16 protein-coding genes and 1 pseudogene are annotated in these 19,867 nt (G+C 65.2%); 8 read left to right on the top strand and 9 right to left on the bottom strand.

Going from position 1 to position 19,867, the window contains the following annotated elements; genetic code table 11:
* Positions 1-111: 111 nt before the first annotated feature.
* Complete coding sequence (locus F3J20_RS12450) at positions 112-642, top strand: single-stranded DNA-binding protein (RefSeq protein WP_167048258.1); 531 nt, start codon at positions 112-114, stop codon at positions 640-642.
* Positions 643-906: 264 nt separating this feature from the next.
* Here the strand turns inward: F3J20_RS12450 and F3J20_RS12445 are convergent, their stop codons facing one another.
* Positions 907-1,134 (bottom strand): hypothetical protein, encoded by a 228-nt coding sequence (locus F3J20_RS12445; protein ID WP_167049718.1) that lies wholly within the window; start codon positions 1,132-1,134, stop codon positions 907-909.
* 355 nt (positions 1,135-1,489) lie between these two features.
* On the opposite strand from F3J20_RS12445, the gene F3J20_RS12440 reads away from it, so the two are divergent.
* Positions 1,490-1,999 (top strand): hypothetical protein, encoded by a 510-nt coding sequence (locus F3J20_RS12440; protein ID WP_167049720.1) that lies wholly within the window; start codon positions 1,490-1,492, stop codon positions 1,997-1,999.
* Between the two features lie 71 nt (positions 2,000-2,070).
* On the opposite strand, the gene F3J20_RS12435 is transcribed toward F3J20_RS12440, so the two are convergent.
* The 8 genes from F3J20_RS12435 to F3J20_RS12400 form a co-directional block, all read right to left on the bottom strand.
* Positions 2,071-2,868, bottom strand: coding sequence for a DUF4239 domain-containing protein (locus tag F3J20_RS12435; RefSeq protein ID WP_167049721.1), 798 nt, complete (start codon positions 2,866-2,868; stop codon positions 2,071-2,073).
* A gap of 85 nt (positions 2,869-2,953) precedes the next feature.
* Positions 2,954-3,769, bottom strand: a complete 816-nt coding sequence (locus F3J20_RS12430) for a c-type cytochrome (protein WP_167049723.1) — start codon at positions 3,767-3,769, stop codon at positions 2,954-2,956.
* Positions 3,766-5,391: a b(o/a)3-type cytochrome-c oxidase subunit 1 gene (locus F3J20_RS12425; protein ID WP_167049725.1), complete on the bottom strand. Its 1,626-nt coding sequence runs from the start codon at positions 5,389-5,391 to the stop codon at positions 3,766-3,768. Before F3J20_RS12425 ends, F3J20_RS12430 begins: the two co-directional genes overlap by 4 nt.
* Positions 5,378-5,950, bottom strand: coding sequence for a cytochrome C oxidase subunit II (locus F3J20_RS12420; protein ID WP_167049727.1), 573 nt, complete (start codon positions 5,948-5,950; stop codon positions 5,378-5,380). The genes F3J20_RS12425 and F3J20_RS12420 overlap by 14 nt, the downstream gene beginning before the upstream one ends.
* A 2-nt stretch (positions 5,951-5,952) precedes the next feature.
* Positions 5,953-6,126, bottom strand: coding sequence for a hypothetical protein (locus F3J20_RS12415; protein WP_167049729.1), 174 nt, complete (start codon positions 6,124-6,126; stop codon positions 5,953-5,955).
* 35 nt (positions 6,127-6,161) lie between these two features.
* Positions 6,162-7,427 (bottom strand): cytochrome c, encoded by a 1,266-nt coding sequence (locus F3J20_RS12410; protein WP_240159354.1) that lies wholly within the window; start codon positions 7,425-7,427, stop codon positions 6,162-6,164.
* Between the two features lie 227 nt (positions 7,428-7,654).
* Entirely contained in the window at positions 7,655-8,374 is a 720-nt protein-coding gene (locus tag F3J20_RS12405; protein ID WP_167283515.1) for a c-type cytochrome, read from the bottom strand.
* Between the two features lie 492 nt (positions 8,375-8,866).
* Positions 8,867-9,748: a LysR family transcriptional regulator gene (locus tag F3J20_RS12400; RefSeq protein ID WP_167049735.1), complete on the bottom strand. Its 882-nt coding sequence runs from the start codon at positions 9,746-9,748 to the stop codon at positions 8,867-8,869.
* A 94-nt stretch (positions 9,749-9,842) separates the two neighbouring features.
* Between F3J20_RS12400 and F3J20_RS12395 the strand changes: the two genes are divergently transcribed.
* From F3J20_RS12395 to F3J20_RS12370, 6 genes and pseudogenes are all read left to right on the top strand, one after another.
* Entirely contained in the window at positions 9,843-11,267 is a 1,425-nt protein-coding gene (locus F3J20_RS12395) for an MFS transporter (protein WP_167283514.1), read from the top strand.
* 191 nt (positions 11,268-11,458) lie between these two features.
* Positions 11,459-12,139, top strand: a complete 681-nt coding sequence (locus tag F3J20_RS12390) for a response regulator transcription factor (RefSeq protein WP_167049739.1) — start codon at positions 11,459-11,461, stop codon at positions 12,137-12,139.
* 131 nt (positions 12,140-12,270) lie between these two features.
* Positions 12,271-12,933 (top strand): annotated as a pseudogene (locus tag F3J20_RS12385) (response regulator transcription factor); the annotation flags it as partial.
* 285 nt (positions 12,934-13,218) lie between these two features.
* Positions 13,219-13,863 (top strand): response regulator transcription factor, encoded by a 645-nt coding sequence (locus tag F3J20_RS12380; RefSeq protein ID WP_167049741.1) that lies wholly within the window; start codon positions 13,219-13,221, stop codon positions 13,861-13,863.
* A 264-nt stretch (positions 13,864-14,127) separates the two neighbouring features.
* Complete coding sequence (aqpZ, locus tag F3J20_RS12375) at positions 14,128-14,871, top strand: aquaporin Z (RefSeq protein ID WP_167049743.1); 744 nt, start codon at positions 14,128-14,130, stop codon at positions 14,869-14,871.
* 209 nt (positions 14,872-15,080) lie between these two features.
* Positions 15,081-19,514 (top strand): transporter substrate-binding domain-containing protein, encoded by a 4,434-nt coding sequence (locus F3J20_RS12370; RefSeq protein WP_240162785.1) that lies wholly within the window; start codon positions 15,081-15,083, stop codon positions 19,512-19,514.
* The last annotated feature ends 353 nt before the right edge of the window (positions 19,515-19,867 follow it).

Below are 19,867 nucleotides of genomic sequence, written 5' to 3'. Positions count from 1 at the left end.
AACTCACCCGGCGGCGGGCAGAGGCGCGTTTCCGGTCTCGGGCCTGCCGGCCATGAGACGCGAACCGCGTAGTGCCGCGCCGCCTGCAAATGGAATCAACAGGAGAAACTCATGGCATCCGTGAACAAGGTCATTCTCGTCGGCAATCTCGGAGCCGATCCGGAAGTCCGTTATCTTCCGAGCGGCGACGCAGTGGCGAACATCCGCCTTGCAACGACGGACCGCTACAAGGACAAAGCGTCCGGCGAAATGAAGGAAGCGACCGAATGGCACCGCGTGGCGTTCTTCGGCCGCCTCGCGGAAATCGTGTCGGAATATCTGAAGAAGGGCTCGTCGGTCTACCTCGAAGGGCGTATCCGCACGCGCAAGTGGCAGGCGCAGGACGGCACCGATCGCTACTCGACCGAAATCGTCGCTGAACAGATGCAGATGCTGGGCGGCCGCGGCGGCGCGTCGATGGGCGGTGGCGACGAAGGCGGCTACAGCCGTGGCGAGCCGATGGAACGTGGTGGCGGCGGCGGTGGCCGGGCGATGTCCGGTGGCGGTTCGCGTGGCGGCAGCGGCGGCGGTGGTGGCGCGAGCCGTCCGAGCGCGCCGGCTGGCGGCGGGTTCGATGAGATGGATGACGATATTCCCTTCTAAAACCTACTTCGCGTAATTTGTGTTGATTGAAGCCCGTGTGCCTTGAGCACACGGGCTTTTTCTTTACCCACGTGCCAAATTGTGACTGGATGGCGTTTTTACTCAACGACTACGTGAAAGAACGGCCCGCGCATATTCGCGTCACCCGTACTGGCTTGTGTTCGAAGAGATGAGCCGTCTATGTAAATCGCATACGGCTACACTTCTTCGCCCATTGAAAATCGCGTCATATCAAGGGCAGATAGCGTGGTGCTCTTCGAACCGTTAGAAGACTGGAACAACGGCATCGACGTGAATACCAAGGGTGTGCCTCACAGTATTGGCGCCTTCCTCTCCCGCTTTTGTCGAGCACGTTATTTCCCAAAATAATTCGATCAGTCGATCTGGAAAATAATAAAAAATAAAACCCAGAACTCCGCCAATTTCGGACACGGCTGATTCAATTTCAGTGCTGCTGCTGATAAAAAGAATTCCGAATGCGGTGCCGTTCAATCAGGCATCACCATCACAAGATTTTTTCGCGATACAGATCAGGGTTGCACGCAGAGTTGCATTAGAGCGCCGTCCGTTTGACAGCGCAATCCCCGGGTTCATGGGCACGTAGCCATCGCCGGCACGATTGCCAGAAGCGCTTGCACAGGCTAATCCCTGTGACCACATCCGTTCGATGATCGACGCTCGTTACGTCGGCCGCATTCGCAACGAAGATGGCAAGCGCATTCCAATAAAGCTCGCTCAATTAAAAAATGCAGTTATCTGTTTGCCATCTTGACAAAAGGCGAATGTCATTTCTCCTGCAATGAATATATCCCGTAATCGAACGTATAAAATTTATTTCGACAAAAATTTGAACGAAATCATGAACCAACCTTATAACTACACATATCACGCTCCAATCAATTCACCCCTGGATACCGAAGGGCTTCATGTGCTAAACGGCCGGGACGGCCTGGAAGAATTGCTCAGGCAGGCTCACAAAGACGCCGCCGCGCTTCAGGATGCCGTCTTGAGGCTGAGCGGCGAACTGCGCGCGGCGAAGATCGACGGTGAAATTGCCAACCGGAAGATCGAAGTACTCACGAGGCTGCAAGCCGAAGTCGTCGCGCTGCGCGGCGACGGCATCGGCACGGTCTCCGAACATGAACGCACCGATCAGCCCGTGGGCGCGACAGCCCGCCCGACAGCGGGAGGTACGCGAGGAGCGGGTCGCCGGGCGCGGATTCTATGGGGCGGCGTAGCGTTGCTGGTTCTGGCATCCGTCGCGCTGGTCGTTTTGCAGAAAACGAACGGGCCGTTGGTACACGACATGATGGACCGTGCGAAGACTTCGTTTCAGGGCACCGTCGATAAACCCTAGTACGCCAATCGAGCCGAGGTCTGCGTCGGCTCGTGCCGCTGCGTTTCGCGCGAGGCATCGGAAATGTCGCCTCACTTGCGCAGATGGTCGAGCGCTCCTCTGAGCGGCGCGCTCGAAATCATGATCGGCCCTGAAAAGGGCGTATCCAGATCGACGATCACGTAGATCGACGAAGCAATCGACACCGCCCCCAGCGTGATCGTGACGAGCGCGAGCGCATTACGCGGCGCGATCAGTCCGAAGCTCAGGAAAATCACGCACAGCCAGAACGTGAGCGTCGTGAAGAACGGCTGCGAGATCGAGCTGTGCGCCTCTTCGATGATTCGCCAGCGTGCGTCGACGACGCGCCGGTATTGCGTCAACGCATCCTCCAGCGTGCGTTGCTGCAGCGAATCGCGCGTGCGCAGTTGCCGCAATTGCTGTCCCACTGACGTCAGCATGTCGCCGAGCTGCTCGTTTTCGAGCGTGCCGGCGCTGTCCTGCGTGCCGACGCGCGGATAGTCGCCGCCCGGCGCCGGCTCGCCCGGCCACGTCGAGGCGATCGCCGCCGCCGTGTACTGGCGCAGCAGGCGTCGCGAGTCGTCGGTATCGTGGCCTAGCTCGCGCAGCGTCGTGTCGAATTCGATCAGCTCGGCGGCAAGGGTGCGCAGATCGTTCGCCGCAGTGTCGAAGCCCGATTTTGCCGAGGCCGTCATCAAGCCGAGCACGAGGGCGGCGAACGTCACGAGCATGCCGATCACGAGCTGGATCAGTTGCACGGTCTCGTGCGCCTTGTGCTCCTCAGGCAGCAGCGGCCGTACGCCGACGCCGATGCCGGTCGCGGCCAGCAACAGCACGAACACCAGCACGGCCGAACCGATTTCCGACATACGGAGGACACTCCCGAACAGGAATTGCGTTGCGACACCTTATTGATTTATCTCAAGCCGCACGCGCCAGCAAGCCGGTCGTGCGTTACGGCATCGCCGCATAGTACTTCGCGAGACTTTCGATTTCCTCGGGCGTCATTTGCCGCGCGACGTTGCGCATCTGCTCGTTGATGTCGTTATGCCGGTCGCCCGCCGCGAACGCGTGCAGCTGCGCCGCCAGATAAACCGCCGATTGCCCGCCGAGCCACGGCGCCGCGCCCTTGCGGTCGAGCTGTCCGTGGCAGGCCGCGCAGGGCGCGATATTGCGCTCGGGATCGCCCTGCATCGCGAGCCGCACCGCGTTCGCATCGGGCTCCGCGCCGGCGCGCGAAGTTGACGATGTCGCTTCGGCGCGCGGCAGCGAAGCATAGTAAGCGGCCAGATCGTGCAGATCCTGCTCGCTGCGCGGCGCGATGATCGCCTGCATCACCGCGCTCAGGCGCTGGCCGTTCTGATAGTCGCGCAACTCCTTGTAGATCACGTCGGCGTATTGCCCCGCGAGCGCGGGCGCCGTGACCGGCGGTGTACCGGACACGCCGTGGCACATCGAGCAGTTCTGCGTCGCGATCGTCGCGCCGCGGCCGATCGAATCCGCCGCCGCATGCGTGACTCGCTGCGGCGGCAGCACGACCACTTCACTGGGCACCGTTGCCGGGACGCTCCTGTCGCCGCTGTACCAGCTCGACGGCACGCCCGCCGCGCCGCAGATGCGCGCCCATAGATCGAGGCCGCCGAACGCGGTGCTCGCCGACGGCAGCCAGACGAAGCCGATCAGTATCGCGACGATCGCAATCGCGATCGTGCCGCCCACGCTCCATGTGAACCATGGATTGCGCAAGCTGAAGACGCGTTCCTCGTTCATCGCTGCGCTCCGATGACGACCGCCGGCACCGAAGTCTGCGGCAGCCTGAGCAGTTGCAGGATCGGCACGCTGTAGTTGACGACCGTGAGCCCGATCATCAGCGAGACCCACAGGCCGAAGCCGTTGAGCGCGACCGGCACGCGCTCGACCGGATGCGCGGCGGTCGCGAAACGGAATGCTTGCGGTTCGGTCGCGGGCCCGAACTGCGACTTCGCGAGGATATAGATGAACAGCCCCCCCGAGACGAGCAGGATCAGCCCGCCGACCGCCGACATGCCGACCCAGAACGCCTGCCCCTGCATGCCCGGCATGCTGTAGTCGTAATAGGCCATGCGGCGCGGCGCGCCGAGCAGGCCGACGTAGTGCCACGGCAGTGTCACGACCATCATGCCGATGAACCACAGCCACAACTGCGTGCGTACGAGCTTCGCCGAGCAGATCGCGCGGCCGGTCAATTGCGGCCACAGTTCATACGCGATCGCGAAGTACATGATGACGATCGCGCCGCCGAAGATCAGGTGGAAGTGCCCGGTCACCCACTGCGTGTTGTGCACGGTCGAGTTCAGCTGATAGCTCATGTTGATGAGCCCGCCCGCGCCGCCGAAGCCGAGCATCACGAACGAGAACGCGATCACGAGCATCATCGGATTGCGCCACGGCAACGCCGTGAGCCAGCCGAACGCTCCCTTGCCGCCACGCAGCCGGCCCGCGATTTCGACCGACGCGCAGATCGTGAACACGGTCAGCAGCGTCGGCACCGACACCATGCCGGTGAACACCGCGTGCAGGAACTTGAAGCCCGCGCCGACCTGCGGATCGGCGAACAGATGGTGGATGCCGATCGGCATCGCGAACACGAGGAACAGGATGAACGACACGCGTGCCATCGAGTCGCTGTAGAGCCGTCCGCCGATCGCGCGCGGCACCAGCGTGTAGTACGCGATATACGCCGGGATCAGCCAGAAGTAGACGATCGCATGTAGCGTCCACGAGAACAGGATGCGCGCGAGGCCGGCGTCGATCGTCTTCGTGAGGCCGAAGGCGACCGGCAGGATCTGGAACAGGATTTCGAGCGCCGCGCCGACCGCGGTCCACGCCCACAGATACGCGCCCGCCACGTTGGCGAACATCGCGAGCGGCACCGGCTTGCCCGGATTGGCGCGCTTCCAGATGCGCAGGTTCACGTGCATCAGCGCGACCCAGATCCACGAGCCGATCACCACGAGCACCACGCCGAGGTAGTAGAACGGACTGCCGATCATCGGCGGATAGAACGTGTAGAGCACCGAGGCCTCGCCGAGCGCGACCGGCACCATCGCCATGACCGCGCCGACGAGCAGGATGAAGAACGCGGCCCATGCCCACTTGAGGCCCGCGAGGCGCTGCGCGAGCGCAAGCTCGACGATCGCGTAGCCGAAGCCCATCGCGACGAGCGTCGGCAGCGCGTAGGCCATCACGGTGCCGTGCGCGGTCACCGAGCGGTAGTACAGCTCGGGGTCGCCGACCCACGGCAGGAACGGGCTGCGCGCGAGCATCTGCCAGGCGCCGAGCACGAGCGCGACGAGGAACAGCACGAAGGCGAGCCAGAAATGCGCGAGAACGAGTCGCTTAGCGTGAAACACAGCTGAGTCTCCGTGATTGTCGGGCCTGCTCGAAGAAGGCGGCTTTGTCGATCACTTTCACGTGCGCCCACATGGTCTGATGGCCGAAGCCGCAGAACTCGTGACACGGCATCGCGTGGTCGGCGGGATGGTCGAAATAGGTGTTCAGCGTCGAGACGTAGCCGGGCACGATCATCGTGTTGATGTTGGTGTCGTTCACGAGCAGGCCGTGCACGACGTCGGCGCTCGTCGTGCGGATCGTGACCGGCGTGTCGGCGGGCACGAGCAGGCACTGCGGCGTGAACGAGTACTGCTGCGCGACGAAGCGCACGATCACCGAGCCGTCGGGCTGGACCGCGCTGCCGAGATTGTCCTCGACGAATTCGCCGGACAGTTGCAGCCGCGCGGGATCGATCGTCTCGACGCGCGAGGGCGGCATCATCGCCCAGTGCACGCCGGAGAACACGATCACGGCGAGCAGCAGCACGATCAGCGCGCTGGCGAAGATGGCCCAGCGGCGCTCGGCGCGTAACGCGACCGCATGGCCGCTATGGGGTTGATGGCTCGATTCGGTCGACATGGTCAGTGGATGATGCCGCGCGGCAGGAACACCAGAAAGTAGAAGCCGAACCAGATCGCGATGACGATCAGCGTCGCGACGCCGGCGAGCGCGATCGCGCCATGCGGACCGGCGGCGACGATGCGCTCGACTTCGGCGTCGGTGGGCGGCGCGTCGTGGGTGTCGTTCGCTTCCATCTTGCGGTTTTCTCCGTGTTGTCCGGGGCGGCGCGTCAATGCAGCGGCGCGTTGCGCAACGCGTTGACCTCGCGGGCCGTCACCGGTAGCCCGTGATTGCCCCACGCGGTGCGGATAAAGGTGACGACGGCGGCCGCCTCGGTGTCGTTCAGCTCCTGGCCGAACGGCGGCATGCCGTAAGGCTCCGGATTGCGCTTCGTGCCGGGCGGGAAGCCGCCGTTGAGCACGATGCGGATCGGGTTGACGGCCGAATCCATTTCGATCGACTGGTTGCCCGCGAGCGGTGGATAGTGCGGCAGTTGTCCCTCGCCGTTGGCGCCGTGGCAGAGCGCGCATTTGTCCGCGTAGATCTGCTTGCCGAGCGCGAACACCTGCGCGTCGGGCGTCGCGCTCGGGCCGCTCTTGCGGCCGCGATTGTCGGGCAGCGACTTCAGATAGACGGCCATCGCGCGGATGTCGTCGTCCGACAGATACTGCAGGCTGTGATAGGTGACTTCGGCCATCGGACCGTAGACCGCGCCGCGCTTCGAAATGCCGGCCTGCAGCAGATCGACGATGTCCTCGATGCTCCAGTCGCCGAGGCCGCCGTCCTTGTCGGACGTGAGCGACGGCGCGTACCAGTTCTGCACCGGAATCAGCCCGCCCGCGAACTGCTCGCGCTGCGACGAGCCGCCGAGCATGTTGATGCGCGTATGGCACATCGAGCAGTGTCCGAGCCCTTCGACGAGATACGCGCCCCGGTTCCACTCGACCGACTGGGCCGGATCGGGTTTGAACTCGCCCTCGTGGAAATACAGCGTGCGCCAGCCGTACAGCAGCTCGCGCTGGTTGAACGGAAAGCGCAGCGTGTGCTTGCGGTTCGGTTCGCGCACCGGCTCGACGGTTCTCAGGAATGCGAAGATCGCATCGGAGTCCTCGCGCGTGACCTTCGTGTATTGCGCAATCGGCATGGCCGGATAGATCAGCGTGCCGTCGGGCTTGCGGCCCGTGCGCATCATCTTGAAGAAGGCGTCCTCGCTCCACGTGCCGATGCCGTATTGCGGATCGGGCGTGATGTTCGGCGAATAGAGCGTGCCGAACGGCGTGTCCATCGCGAGGCCGCCCGCGAACAGCTTGCCGCGCGGCGCGGTGTGGCAGGCGATGCAGTCGCCGGCGCGCGCCAGATACTCGCCGCGCTTGACGAGGTCGGAGCGGGGGGCGGCGGTGGGTGTGGTGACCGCGGTGGTTGCGGTTGTCGTTGCGTTGGCGGCGGCGGGCGTGGCTTGCGGCGCCGCGGCATGGGCCGTGGTGATCAACGGCATGGCCGGCAGATCGACAAGCAGGCCAGCGCCGCTCGCGATGAGGCCAGCTGCCAGCGAGCCGGCCGCGAGCGATCTCATTGTGTGGCGCGGCTTGCCAAGGCGCGTGACGAAACGCGGAATGGAACTCGACCCGGAAGAACTCAACCCGGATCTCACACCACGATCCGAGCCGAAGCCCAGCCTCGCACCCAGCGAGCGCAGCCAATCCGGCGAACGACGTATCGGCTTCATTGCGGCTGGCTCCCACAGGCGAGCGGCAGCGGCCCGGCGGCCGTCGGCGCGGGCCGCGGATCGGCCGGACGCGGCTGGCGCGCGAGCCAGCTCGACACCGCGGTGATGTCGCGGTCGCTCAGCTTGACCGCGATCGTATGCATGCAGTCCGGCGCGAGCGCGTGACGCGTGCCCGAGCGCCACGTGCCCATCTGTCCGGCGATATAGCTCGCATGCAGGCCGAGCAGGCCTGGAATGCCCGGCTGCGTGCCGGTCATGCGCGCGCCGTGACAGGCGATGCAGGCCGGTATCTTGCGCGCCGGGTCGCCGTGCCGCACGAGCCGCTCGCCTGCGGCGAGCACCTCGGGCGATACGTTGCCGTGATCGGCCTCGGGATAGGGCGGTTGCAGATCGGCGAAATACTGGCTGATCTTGCGCAGATAGTCGTCGGGCAGAAACGCGAGCAGATAGCCCATCGGCGGATAGGTACGGCCGCCGTCGCGAAACGCGGTGAGCTGGTTGAACAGATAGTCGGCGGGCTTGCCCGCGATGCGCGGAAAGTAGTCGTTGTTCAGGCCCTGGCCCTGCACGCCGTGGCACGAGGTGCAGGCGCGCACGCGCTCGTCCATCGCCGAGGGCATCGCGCCGGGCACCTCGGCGGCCGCGAGCGACGCACCGCTGCCGAGCGCGTACAGCAGAAATAGCAGAACTGAAGATCCGATGGTTCTACGATGCACGCGAGGCCTCGTCAGGGGAACGTTCTTTTCTCACGATCGATTTTTCATACGCGTTCGCGGGCTCTCAGGCGAATCCGGCCGGCGGCGCATGACGGACCATCGTGTGTTTCCTGCCCGTTGTTTTAAGGACTGCTTGAACAGCGAGGCGGAACCGGTTTGTTTGGCATCGCGAAGTATCGATTCGCGATGGCGATGCACTTGCATGGCGACAACGATGATGCACGCTGAATACGCCGAGGACGGCTGCTGCCGCACTGAGCATGAGCAACGCATTCAAACGGCTGCGTGGAGTCGGGCCAGGACAGCGCGCACAGGTTGCAGCAATTCAACAGGAGCGTCAATCGCAACGGCCGACGCTTCGACGGATTCTTGAGCTAGATCAAACCATGCTATGCACGATGCAACGCAATTTCAATGTGCGGGCGCACAGCGTCGCTTGGGCGATGCGGGTTGGTATGCGAATGTGATCGTCCGATGTTGGCGCGTGACGTCTTATGCGAAGAGCCGCATCAGCGCCGTGCGCGCATTGCTGACCCGTTCGCTTTCGCCGGGCCGCCCCGGCAGCAAATGAAACTCGACCGCGGGCAGCGCGGGCAAGCCCGTGTTGGCCGGGCAGGCCACCACGCCGTTGCCGGTCGACGATTCGTTCAGGCACGAGATGCCGAGCCCCGCCTTCAGCGCGAGTTGCAGACCCGCGACGCCCGAGGCCGAATGCGACACCACGTAGGCCACTTTGTGCTCGTCGAGCAGCTTGACGACGAAACGCTGCAACTGGCATGTCGACGGCAGCAGCACGAGGTGAAACGGCGCGGACGGTCGCGGCGCGGCATCGGCGGCGCTGACCCACAGCAGCTTTTCGCGCCTCACGACCGTGCTCGCCGGTGCGCCGCCGCGCGTGCGCGTCTGGCCGGTGACGAGCCGCGCCGACAACCCGATGTCGAACGAGGTGTGATCGTCGGCGCCGCTGTCGATCACCGCGCTCGGCTGCACCGTGACGTGCAGCCTCAGGCGCGGGTGCTGCTCGGAGAAGGCTTTCAGAATGCGCGCGATGTCGTGCGGCCGGTAATAGTCGGTGATCGCGATGCGCAGTTCGCCGTCGAGCGAGCGGCCCTGCAGGTCGTCGAATGCCGCTTCGCTCATTGCGATGATGCGCCGTGCATGATCGAGCAGCCGCTCGCCCGCGGGCGTCGTGCTGACGCCCTGCTTGCTGCGCACGAACAGCGGCTGGCCCGCGCGTTCCTCGAGCTTCTTCAACTGCTCGCTCACCGACGACTGCGACAGGAACACGCGTTCCGCGCCCGCCGACACGCTGCCCGATTCGGCGACGGCGACGAAAGTCCGCAACTGCGTGAGGTCGAATCCGCGCTGGCTCATGATTCGGTATTTCCGATGATGACGATCTGATTTTCCGGCTTTTCCGATGGAAAGCCCAGCCGTAGGATACCTCTGAATTCTTTCGGAGGGTGGAATGGACAACGAATCTGCGGTGCCGCTGGGCGGTGCGGTCGAACGCGGCGCGAAGCATCGCTGGAAGGTGCTCGGCGTGGGCTTTGCCGCGAACGCGAGCTTTTCGGCGGCGTTCTCGGGCATTCCGACGACGGCGGTTTTTCTACGCTCGGGCTATCACCTCGGCAACGACGGGCTCGGTCTCGTGCTCGGCATGCTCGGGCTTGGCATTGCGGTCAGCGAGTTGCCGTGGGGGCTGTTGACCGACCGCTGGGGCGACCGCCGCGTGCTGCTGCTCGGCTTGCTGTCGACCGCGGCCGCGCTCGCCGGTCTTGCGCTATTCGTGTCGCCGGGCGGCGCGCAGGTGCCGGGCATGACGCCGCTCGCGCTTGGCCTGCTGCTCGTCGGCCTGCTCGGTGGCAGCGTCAACGGATCGAGCGGCCGCGCCGTGATGGCGTGGTTTCGAGAAGGCGAGCGTGGTCTCGCGATGAGCATCCGGCAGACGGCCGTGCCGGCCGGCGGCGGGCTCGGTGCATTGGTGCTGCCGGTGCTCGTGTCGCGCTGCGGTTTTGCGAGCGCGTATGCGGTGCTGGCGGTGGCGTGCGCGGTGACGGCGTGGTTTGCGTGGTGCTGGCTGCATGAGCCGGCGCATTTGCGCACGGAAGACGGGCAAAGGGCAGACGGCGCGAATGGAGCCAACGCGGCTAACGATGCTGGCGGCGCGGAACGGGCGCGCGGCACCCACGCCGCCCGCCCGGCTTGCCGGCAGGCTGCTGCTGCGGCGGCGGCGGCGGCGCGGCCCAGCGTGCCGGCGGCGGTCTCGCCGCTGCGCGACGTGCGCATCTGGCGCGTCGCGCTGGGCGCGGGCGCATTGTGCGCACCGCAGATCGCCGTCATCACGTTCGGCACCGTGTTTCTGCACGACTTCGGCCGGGCCGGCGTGCTCGCGATCAGCGTAACGATGGCCGCCGTGCAAACGGGGGCCGCGATCGCGCGCGTGTGGAGCGGCACGTGGACCGACCGGCGCGGCAATCGCCGTGCGTATATGCGCGCCTGCAGTCTGCTCACCGCGGTGCTGTTCGCATCGCTCGCGCTTGCGACGGGGATCGCCGGTCTGCATCACGGCGCGCTCGCGGCACTGTTCGCGCTGATGATCGTGCTCGGTGGTGTGAGTGCGTCCGCATGGCACGGCGTCGCGTTCACCGAACTCGCGACGCTCGCCGGCACGAGCCGCGCGGGCACCGCGCTCGCGATCGGCAACACCTGTGTGTTCCTCACGCTGTTTGTGACGCCGCTCGTGATTCCGCCTCTGCTGTCCGTGGGTTCGTGGCCGATGGTGTGGGCGGTCGCGAGCGCATGCGCATTGATCGCGCTGCCGGTGCTGCCGCGCGCGGCCTCGGCACGCGCGATGCCGACGGCGCGCGCCTGCGATGTCGCCGGATCGTGAGACGCCGGAACGCGAGTCTCACGATGTGCTTTTGAAGCGGATTCGGAACGGTCCGATTGTCGCGCGATGGTGGCGATGATCTGATAGCCGATTCGGCACGTTGGCGCGCAGCGGGAAGCGGCCCGACACGCGCGGCGCAACCAGGCGTTTGCCGCGCGAGCCCATCACCGCTACGACATGCGAGGTCCATCGTGACGACTCTCCGAATCATCCTGGCTGACGATCACCCGTTCATTCTGCTCGGCTTGCGCTCCACGCTCGCGATCCGAACGGGTGTCGCGGTCGTCGGCCAGGCGCACACTCCCGCCGCGTTGATCGCGCTGCTGCAAAGCACGCCGTGCGACGTGCTCGTGATCGATCTCTCGATGCCGGAACCCGCCGGCACGCTCGAAGACGGACTCGGCCTCGTGCAGTGCATTCGCCGCGACTGGCCGGCGCTGCGCGTGGTCGTCGCGACCGCGCAAACGGATCTCGACGTGCTGCGCGCACTCGTCTCGGATGACGCGGTGAGTGTGTTTTCCAAAGCGGACCCGCTCGACGAGCTTGCCCAGGCGATTGCGCGCAGCGCGGCCGGCGTGCGCTATCTGGGCCGCTCCGTCGTCGCGGCGCTTGGCCCCGTGCCGGACGACGGGAATGCACCGGCGTTCGCGCCCGAGTCGCAATTGTCGGGATGCCAAAGCGAAATCCTGCGCCGGCTCGTGTGCGGCGAGTCGATCGGCGAGATCGCGGTGGCGCTCGGCTGCCATCGCCGTACGGTCACGCGGCAAAAGCGCGCGGCGATGGAGCGGCTCGGCGTCGCCACCGACCCCGATCTGCTTGCGCATGTGCGCGCTCACGGCATGCCTTGCCTCGAATCGGATCAGCCGGCGTAGATGCGCGAAATCGTTCGCGCCATTTCAGAGCGTTCTTATATGTATCGCCGCCGAAATCCTCAATCATTTCGAAGATGCCGTTCACACGGAATCAGGCATCACGAAACGAACGTAAGAGGGAGCGTGAGACGATGAACTCCATTGCTGCGACAGGCATGCCGGTTCGAACCATTATCGCGGACGACCATCCGCTGGTTCTGCTGGCTATCGAGCACCTGATCGGCAACTATCCGGATCTGCAACTGGTCGGCCGCGCGGCGGACCTCAACGAGCTGTTCCGCCAGGTCGATCGCAGTCCATGCGACCTGGTGCTGATGGACCTCTACATGCCGGGCGCGTTCGACGGCGGCGGTTTCCATGCCGTCAGGCTGTTCAAGGAGCGCTACCCGAATGTCGCGCTCGTGATCCTCACGATGGAAACCGAGGCGTCGACGTTGCGCAGGCTGATGTCGCTCGGCGTCGACGGACTGCTCAGCAAGCGCGACCGGATCGATCTGATTCGCGTGGCGGTGGTGACGGCGCTCGCGCGCGAGTGCTACGTCGGGCCCGCAGTGCGCGCGCTGCTCGCCGACGTCGCCATGAGCCAGCAGCGCGACATCGTGCGCGCCACGCTGTCGCGCCGTGAACTCGAGGTGTTCACCCAATATGCGGCCGGCTCCGGCGTCACCGAGATCGCGGCGCGGCTCGGGCGCAGCGTGAAGACGATCAGCGCGCAGAAACGCATGGCGATGCGCAAGCTGGCTCTCCATAGCGACGCGGAACTGTTCCGCTTTGCGTTCGAGCACGGCGTGGTGTCCGAGTGGCCGGGCCGGGGCTTCGAGTACGGGCCTGGCTATGGCGGCGAATATGGTCACGGATATGGCCACGAATATGTCCATGAGCATGGCACGGTCTACGGTCGCGCCGGCGACCCCGAACCGGACTGGCAGCAGGACGAATACCCCGGCGACCGGCAGGGCGACGGGCAGGAGCGCTGAGCGGCGGCGATGTGCCGCGCAGCCGCGCGGCACTGGCATCACTATCGGCATGACCCGGGGAGCACGTTGCGTGCGGGCGTGCCGATGACAACACAACAACGGATGGCAAACAAGATCCAAATTGTCGTGGCGGACGATCACGACTGCATTCGCGCAGGCGTCAGACATCTGCTGCACACGCGACCCAATCTCGAAATCGTCGGTGAAGCGGCCGATGCCGACGCGCTCGAAAAACTGCTCGACACTTGCGCGTGCGATGTCGTCGTCTCGGACATCGGCATGCCGGGGCTCGACGGCAGTGGCAACGCCGTGCCGCTGTTGCGCCGTGTGCTGAGGCGCAAGCGGCATCCGCGCGTCGTCGTGCTGACGATGGTGAACCGCGCGCCGATGCTGATGGGCCTGCGCAGAATCGGCGTGACCGGCATCGTCGACAAACGCGATGCCGCGGCGACCTTGATCGATGCGATCGAAGCGGTCGCCGCGGGGCGGATTCATCTGTCGCAGCAGGTGCGCGCGGTGCTCGAAGCGGCGCAGCCGGACTTGCAGCTGGATTCGGGCACGCTCAGCGCGCGCGAGTGGGAAGTGTTCCAGCTCTACGCGCATGGACTCTCGGTGCATGAAATTGCCAGGCGCTTGCGGCGCAGCGGCAAGACCATCAGCACGCAGAAACGCAGCGCGATGCGCAAGCTCGGTCTCGAAACCGAAGGCGATCTCGTCAACTACGCGAGTCAGATCGGATTGATTTGACGATGTTTGACGTATGCGCGCAGCGTCTCGTGACAGCCCAATTCAGATTGCTCCTGGTTTTAAGAATATTCTGATTGGTCGTGGGTAGGCACCATTCAATAATGTCGAACCCGTCACGGTGTTATTCACGACTCGTCAAGCGTTGTGAGTAGCGCGGCGTTTATTTCGCCATCCTGATAGAAGGCGGTGAGGGATATCAATGCAGAGGTTTTCGTGCTGTCCGGCGGCGCCCTCTGCCCTGTATCGACACGAATGGGAGAGGGAATGGTCGCGCTAGGTAAGCGTCTGTGGGCCGAAAGCGTGGGCACCGCATGGCTCGTGTTCGTCGGGTGCGGGAGCGCCGTGCTCGATCCGGGCGGGGTGCTGCAAGGCAGTGGCGCGCTGGAAATGTCGCTGGCGTTCGGGCTTGCTTTTGCGACCGCGAGCTATGTGTTTCGCGAGACTTCGGGCGCGCATTTCAACCCCGCGGTCACGATCGGCTTCACGGTCGCGCAACGCTTTCCGGTGCGCGACCTGCTGCCGTATATCGCCGCGCAACTCGTGGGGGCGACGCTTGCGGCGGCTTTTCTCGTCTACGTCGCGAGCGGCCGGCCCGGCTTCGAAATCGCCGCGAGCGACTTCGCGGCGAACGGCTTCGGCGCGCATTCGCCGGCGGACTATCCCTTGCATTCGGCGCTCGTCATCGAGTTCGCGCTGTCTTTCGTGTTCGTCATCGCTTGCCTGCTCGTCGTCGACCGGAAAGAGCTGGCGCCGGTCGCGCCGCTCGTGACGGGCGCCTGTTTGATGCTTGCCTATCTCGTGTCGATTCCGGTCACCAACGGCGCGGTCAATCCGGCGCGTTCGACGGCGCAGGCGTTGTTCGTCGGTGCCTGGGCGCTGGATCAGCTCTGGTTGTTCTGGGCCGCGCCACTTTCGGGCGCGGTCGCGGCCGGCGTTCTGTTCTCGTTGATGCACGGCAACGCCGATCCGTCCGCTAAGTTGGCCGATGAGCGGGGTGACGTCGCGTGAGCGGTTGTCGAGGGCAGGCGGCGTCGTTGCGCGTGGGCTTGCGTCATGCGGTTGCGCGTTACGCGAATGTGCGCCACGTCATGCCGGCAACGTGCGGGGCGCGTCGCTCGTTGTGGCGGCTGCTCGCGATATGTGTCGCGGCGTTGGTGTTTGCGACCGGCATCGCCAGGCCGTCTCACGGCGCGTTGCAGGCTCCCCGCGCATCGGCGTTGCCTCTCGCTTCCTTCACCACCGATTTCGCCGCGCATTCCACGAACTTCCCCGCCAGGCTGACCGTCGGTGTGCTCGCCGAAGGCTGGCCGCCGTTCGATATCGAGCAGGGCGGCCGGCTCACGGGGGTGAGCGGCGATCTGTTGCGCGCGCTTGTCGGGCCGAACGTCGTCATCGAGGCGAAGACGTTTCCCGATATGGCGCAATTGCTCGCGGCGGCGTGCGCCGGCGACGTCGATCTGCTGATCAGCGTTGCCCGCACGCCCGAGCGCGAGCGCTGCCTCAGTTTTACGGCGCCCTATTTCCGCGCGTTCGCCTCGGCGGTCGTGCGGCGCGACGACGACCGCTATACCAATCTGGCCGGACTCGCCGGCGCGCGGATTGCGATAGAGCACGGGTTCGCCCGCGAGCGTCTGCTGCGCGAGGGGTTTCCGCACGCGGCGCTCGTTCCGTTCACGACCACGCGCGAGGCACTGGCGGCGGTTCTGCGCGGCGACGCCGATCTCTACATCGGCTTCACGCCGGTCGTGCAGTTCGAACTGGCGACCGACGAGTTTCGCGGCCTGCGCGTGGCGTTCGAGCAGGGCGGCAAGGCACTCGACTTGCGCTTCGGCGTGCCGCTCGACCGCATTGCGTTGCGCGATCGTCTGAACCACGCAATCGCGTCGATGAATCCCGCCGAGGCCGCCGCGATTCGCGCGCGCTGGCTTTCCGGCAACTTCGGCGCCGCGCCCGAGCCGGCCGAGCCCGGCTTCACGCTGACGTCGCAGGAGAAGAACTGGCTGCGCTCGCTGCCGCCGTTGCAGGTCGGTTTCGACGGCGACTGGCCGCCGTTCAGCTATATCGACGACGCGGGCCGACCCGTCGGTCTCACCGCCGACTACCTCGCCTATCTGAGCAGCACGCTGGGTGTCGTATTCAACCGCGCGCGCATGACCGACTGGCCGTCCACCGTCGAAGCGTTCCAGCGCGGCGACCTCGCGATTCTCTCGACGGCGTCGCGCCATGGCCCGCTTCTCGAAGGCGCCGAGCATAGCCGCGTCTACGAGCGCGATCCGCTCGTGATCGTCGGACGCAGCGGTGCGCCACCCGCGTGTTCGTTCGGCGATTTCGCTTCATGCCGCATCGTCATTCCCTCGCATGTGGCCGGCTCGCTGCCGCTCGCGTTCGCAGCCGTACCGGCCGGACACATCGCCGTCGCGGCGAGTCTCGGCGATGCGTTGCGCAAGGTCGCGAGCGGCGAGGCCGACATCCTCGTCGGCAATGCGGCCGCCATCAATGCGCAACTCCAGCAGCGCTATGCGGGCGTGCTCGCGGTGCTCGGCACGCTCGGCGAAGCCGATTCGCTGTATTTCGCGGTGCGTCAGGACTTGAGTCCGCTCGTCAAACTGATCGACCGCGCATTGCAGGCGATGCCCGCTGCCGAAAAGCAGCGTATCCGGCAGAAGTGGGTGAGCCCCGTTGCCGCCAACGAGAGAGTCTGGAGCGTGACCGCAATGCGCTTGCTGCCGGTGCTGATCGGTATCGGCGTCGTGCTGCTGGTCACGTTGCGCGCCTATCTGCTGCTGCAACGCGAAGTCAGGTTGCGCAAGCAGACCGAGCGCGAACTCGCGCTGCAACTGAACTTTCAGGAGACGATGATGAAGACGGTGCCCTATCCGCTCATCGCGAAAGACTTGGATGGGCGCTATATCGCGATCAACGAGGCCTATGAAAAAGCGTGCGGGAAGCGCCGCGACGCGGTACTCGGGCGCACCACGGCGGAAGTGGGAACCTGGGGCGGAGAGAACAGCCGCAAGCTCGACGAGATGACGCGCGAGATTCTCCGCGGCGGCAGTCTCGCGAAGGTCGAACTGCAGTTCGAAGACGAGGCAGGCGAGACGCGGCACGGCTTCTTCTGGACGAGCGTTTGCCGCGGCAGCGACGGCCAGCCGGTCTGCGTGCTCGGCACGATGGTCGACGTCACCGACATCCGCCGCGCCGAAATGCTTGCGCGCGAAACCGAACGGCGCCTGTTCGACGTGACGCGCTCGTTGCCGGCCGTCGTGTTCCAACTGCGGCGCAGTCCGGCCGGTGTGTATTCGTTTCCGTATGTCGGCGGCGACACGCGGCATCTGCTCGGCGACGGCGAGGTGTCGCCGGGGCCGCATGGCTGGGGTGATTTTCAGCGTGTGTCGGCGCAAGACCGGCCGCTCGTGCTGGCCGAACTCGAGCGCTCGGCGCGGTGCGAAACGCCGGTGCACACCGAGTTTCGCCTCGATAGCGGTGGCCAGCCCAAGTGGGTGCGCGCCGAACTGGTGCCGCGCCGCGAAGCGGACGGCGGTGTCGTCTGGAGTGGCTACTGGGTCGATGCGAGCCTCGAGCACGCGCGCTCGGAGGAACTCGCGCGGGCGCGCGATCTGGCCGAGGCGGCCGCGCGCGCGAAAGACAGCTTCTTCGCGATGATGAGCCACGAAATCCGTACGCCGATGAACGGTGTGCTCGGTCTCGTCGAGGTGCTGGAGCGCACGCCGCTCAGCACGGACCAGAGCGAAATGCTCGGCATGATCCACGAGTCGGCGGGCGCACTGCTGCAGATTCTCGACGATCTGCTCGACTATTCGAAAATCGAAGCGGGGCGGCTGACGCTCGAAGCGGAGCCGATCGATCTGCGCGAACTCGTCGATAACGCGGTCGGCCTGCTTGCGGGACGAGCCCATGAAAAAGGGCTCAAGGTGCGCGTGGAAATCGCCGCCGAGGTTGCCGCGACGTTGCGCGGCGACAGCGTGCGCCTGCGGCAGATTCTCTTCAATCTGCTCGGCAATGCGATCAAGTTCACGACGAAGGGCGAGGTCGGCGTGAGCGTGTCGGTCGCCGCGCACGGCGGCGGGTCACGTCCATTGTCGCGCCCATTCGCGGAGACATCTGCGCAAACGCTCGAAATAAGCGTGCACGACACCGGCATCGGCATCGCGCCGGACGTGCAGGCCAGTCTGTTCGAGCCGTTCGTGCAGGCCGAATCGTCCACCACGCGGCGCTTCGGCGGCACGGGTCTGGGGCTGACGATCTGCCGCAAGCTGATCGAACTGATGAACGGTACGCTTGCGCTGCGCAGCGAACCCGGTCGCGGCACGAACATGATCGTGCGGCTCACGCTATCCGTCGTCGCGCAACGCTATTCGGTCAACGGTTTGCGTGGCAAGCGCGGCGTCGTGATTGCCGGCGACCCGCGTGTCGGCCTTGCCTTGACGCATTTCGGCAAGGCGCTCGGGCTCGAGTTGCATGCCATCGTGCCCGAAGCGGCACGGTTGCGCGCGCCTGCCGCGCTGGCCGGCGTGGACCTGCTGTTCGTCGGCGAGGACGTGGTGCTGCCGGCGGCTATCGGCGCGAATACGCGCATCGTCACGCTGACCGAAAAGTCGAAGCCGACGGGCTACCGCATTCTCGACGACAAGGTGCGCGTGAGCATCAATCCGATTTCGTGGCGCGGTCTCGGCGCTGCGTGCGCCGCTGCGCTGACCGGACTCGCCGCGCTCGTGCCGCGCACGGCCGGTGTGGCGCATGCGCCCGAAGGCGTCGCGACGCCACCCGATCGCGCGCGGGCCATCGCGAACGGAAGGCTGATCCTTGTCGCGGAAGATCACCCCGTCAATCAGGAATTGATTCGCCATCAACTGGCTTTGCTCGGGTTCGCCTGCGACGTCGTGAACGACGGCGCGGAAGCGCTCGTCGCGCTCGAACACACGCGCTATGGCTGCCTGCTCACGGATTGCCATATGCCGAATCTCTCCGGCTACGAGCTGACGCGGCGCATCCGCGAAGCGGAGGTGGCGCGCGGCGGCGCGCATCGTCTGCCGATTCTGGGCATCACGGCGAACACCGCACCCGACGACCTCGACCTGTGCCGCGAGGCCGGCATGGACGACAGCCTCATCAAGCCGACCCGGCTCGCCACCTTGCGCGACTATCTGAGCCGCTGGTTCGGCACCGACAGTGCGTGGCAGGGGCAGGCCGCGCCGGCCGACGCGGTTGTGGTCACAGGGGCGACAGCGGAAGCGGTAGAGGCCCCCGAAGGCCCGACGGTTCAACCGGGCCTTCGACGACAGGAGCCGTTCGTACCGGTCGACCTCGCACACATGATCCAGCTGTGGGGAAGCGAATCGACGGTGAAGGCGTTGCTCGACTCGTTTGTTTCGTCCACGCGCGACGATCTGCAATCGCTCGCGTTGCTGCTCGAACGTGCCGAGGTCGCGCGCGTGCGGCAATGGCTGCATCGGGTGGAGGGCGCGGCGAGCGTGTTGCAGTATCCGCCGCTGATGCAGCTGCTCGAAACATATCGTCACGGCATTGACATAAAGACGTCCGAGCGTTTGCGCGACGAGGGTTTTGCGTTGATCCGCGAGTGCGAGGCGCTCATGGACGGGATCGAACAGCAGGCGGCGTTGCTCGCGTAGCGTTTTGTCTCGTAAAAACGCGCGAATCAAACGCTATGGACGAAAAAAAAACGCGGCCGAAGCCGCGTTAAAGATTTGGAGACGTCCTTCGATGAAGGAGTCACTTCTCGCAGGCAGAAGCATAACCGCTGTAGTCTCATTTATTCATTACAAATTGCACAATTAATTGTTTGAATAAATCGCTTAAAACAGTGGTGTCGCGCATTTGAGTCCCTTTTTCAGGGCTTTTTTGTCGAACGTGTGTACGTATTGCGTACTTTTCATCGCAACGAATAACGATGAACCGCGACGAACCGGCGTCCGGCGTAGCTCGATCTGCGCTTGCCGGAACACCCGAGCACGTCCACCGAGGC

Origin of the sequence: Paraburkholderia sp. Cy-641 (assembly GCF_011752945.1) — a bacterium.
In the GTDB taxonomy this organism is placed as follows: Bacteria; Pseudomonadota; Gammaproteobacteria; order Burkholderiales; family Burkholderiaceae; genus Paraburkholderia.
This window is presented reverse-complemented; position numbering and strand designations above follow the sequence as displayed.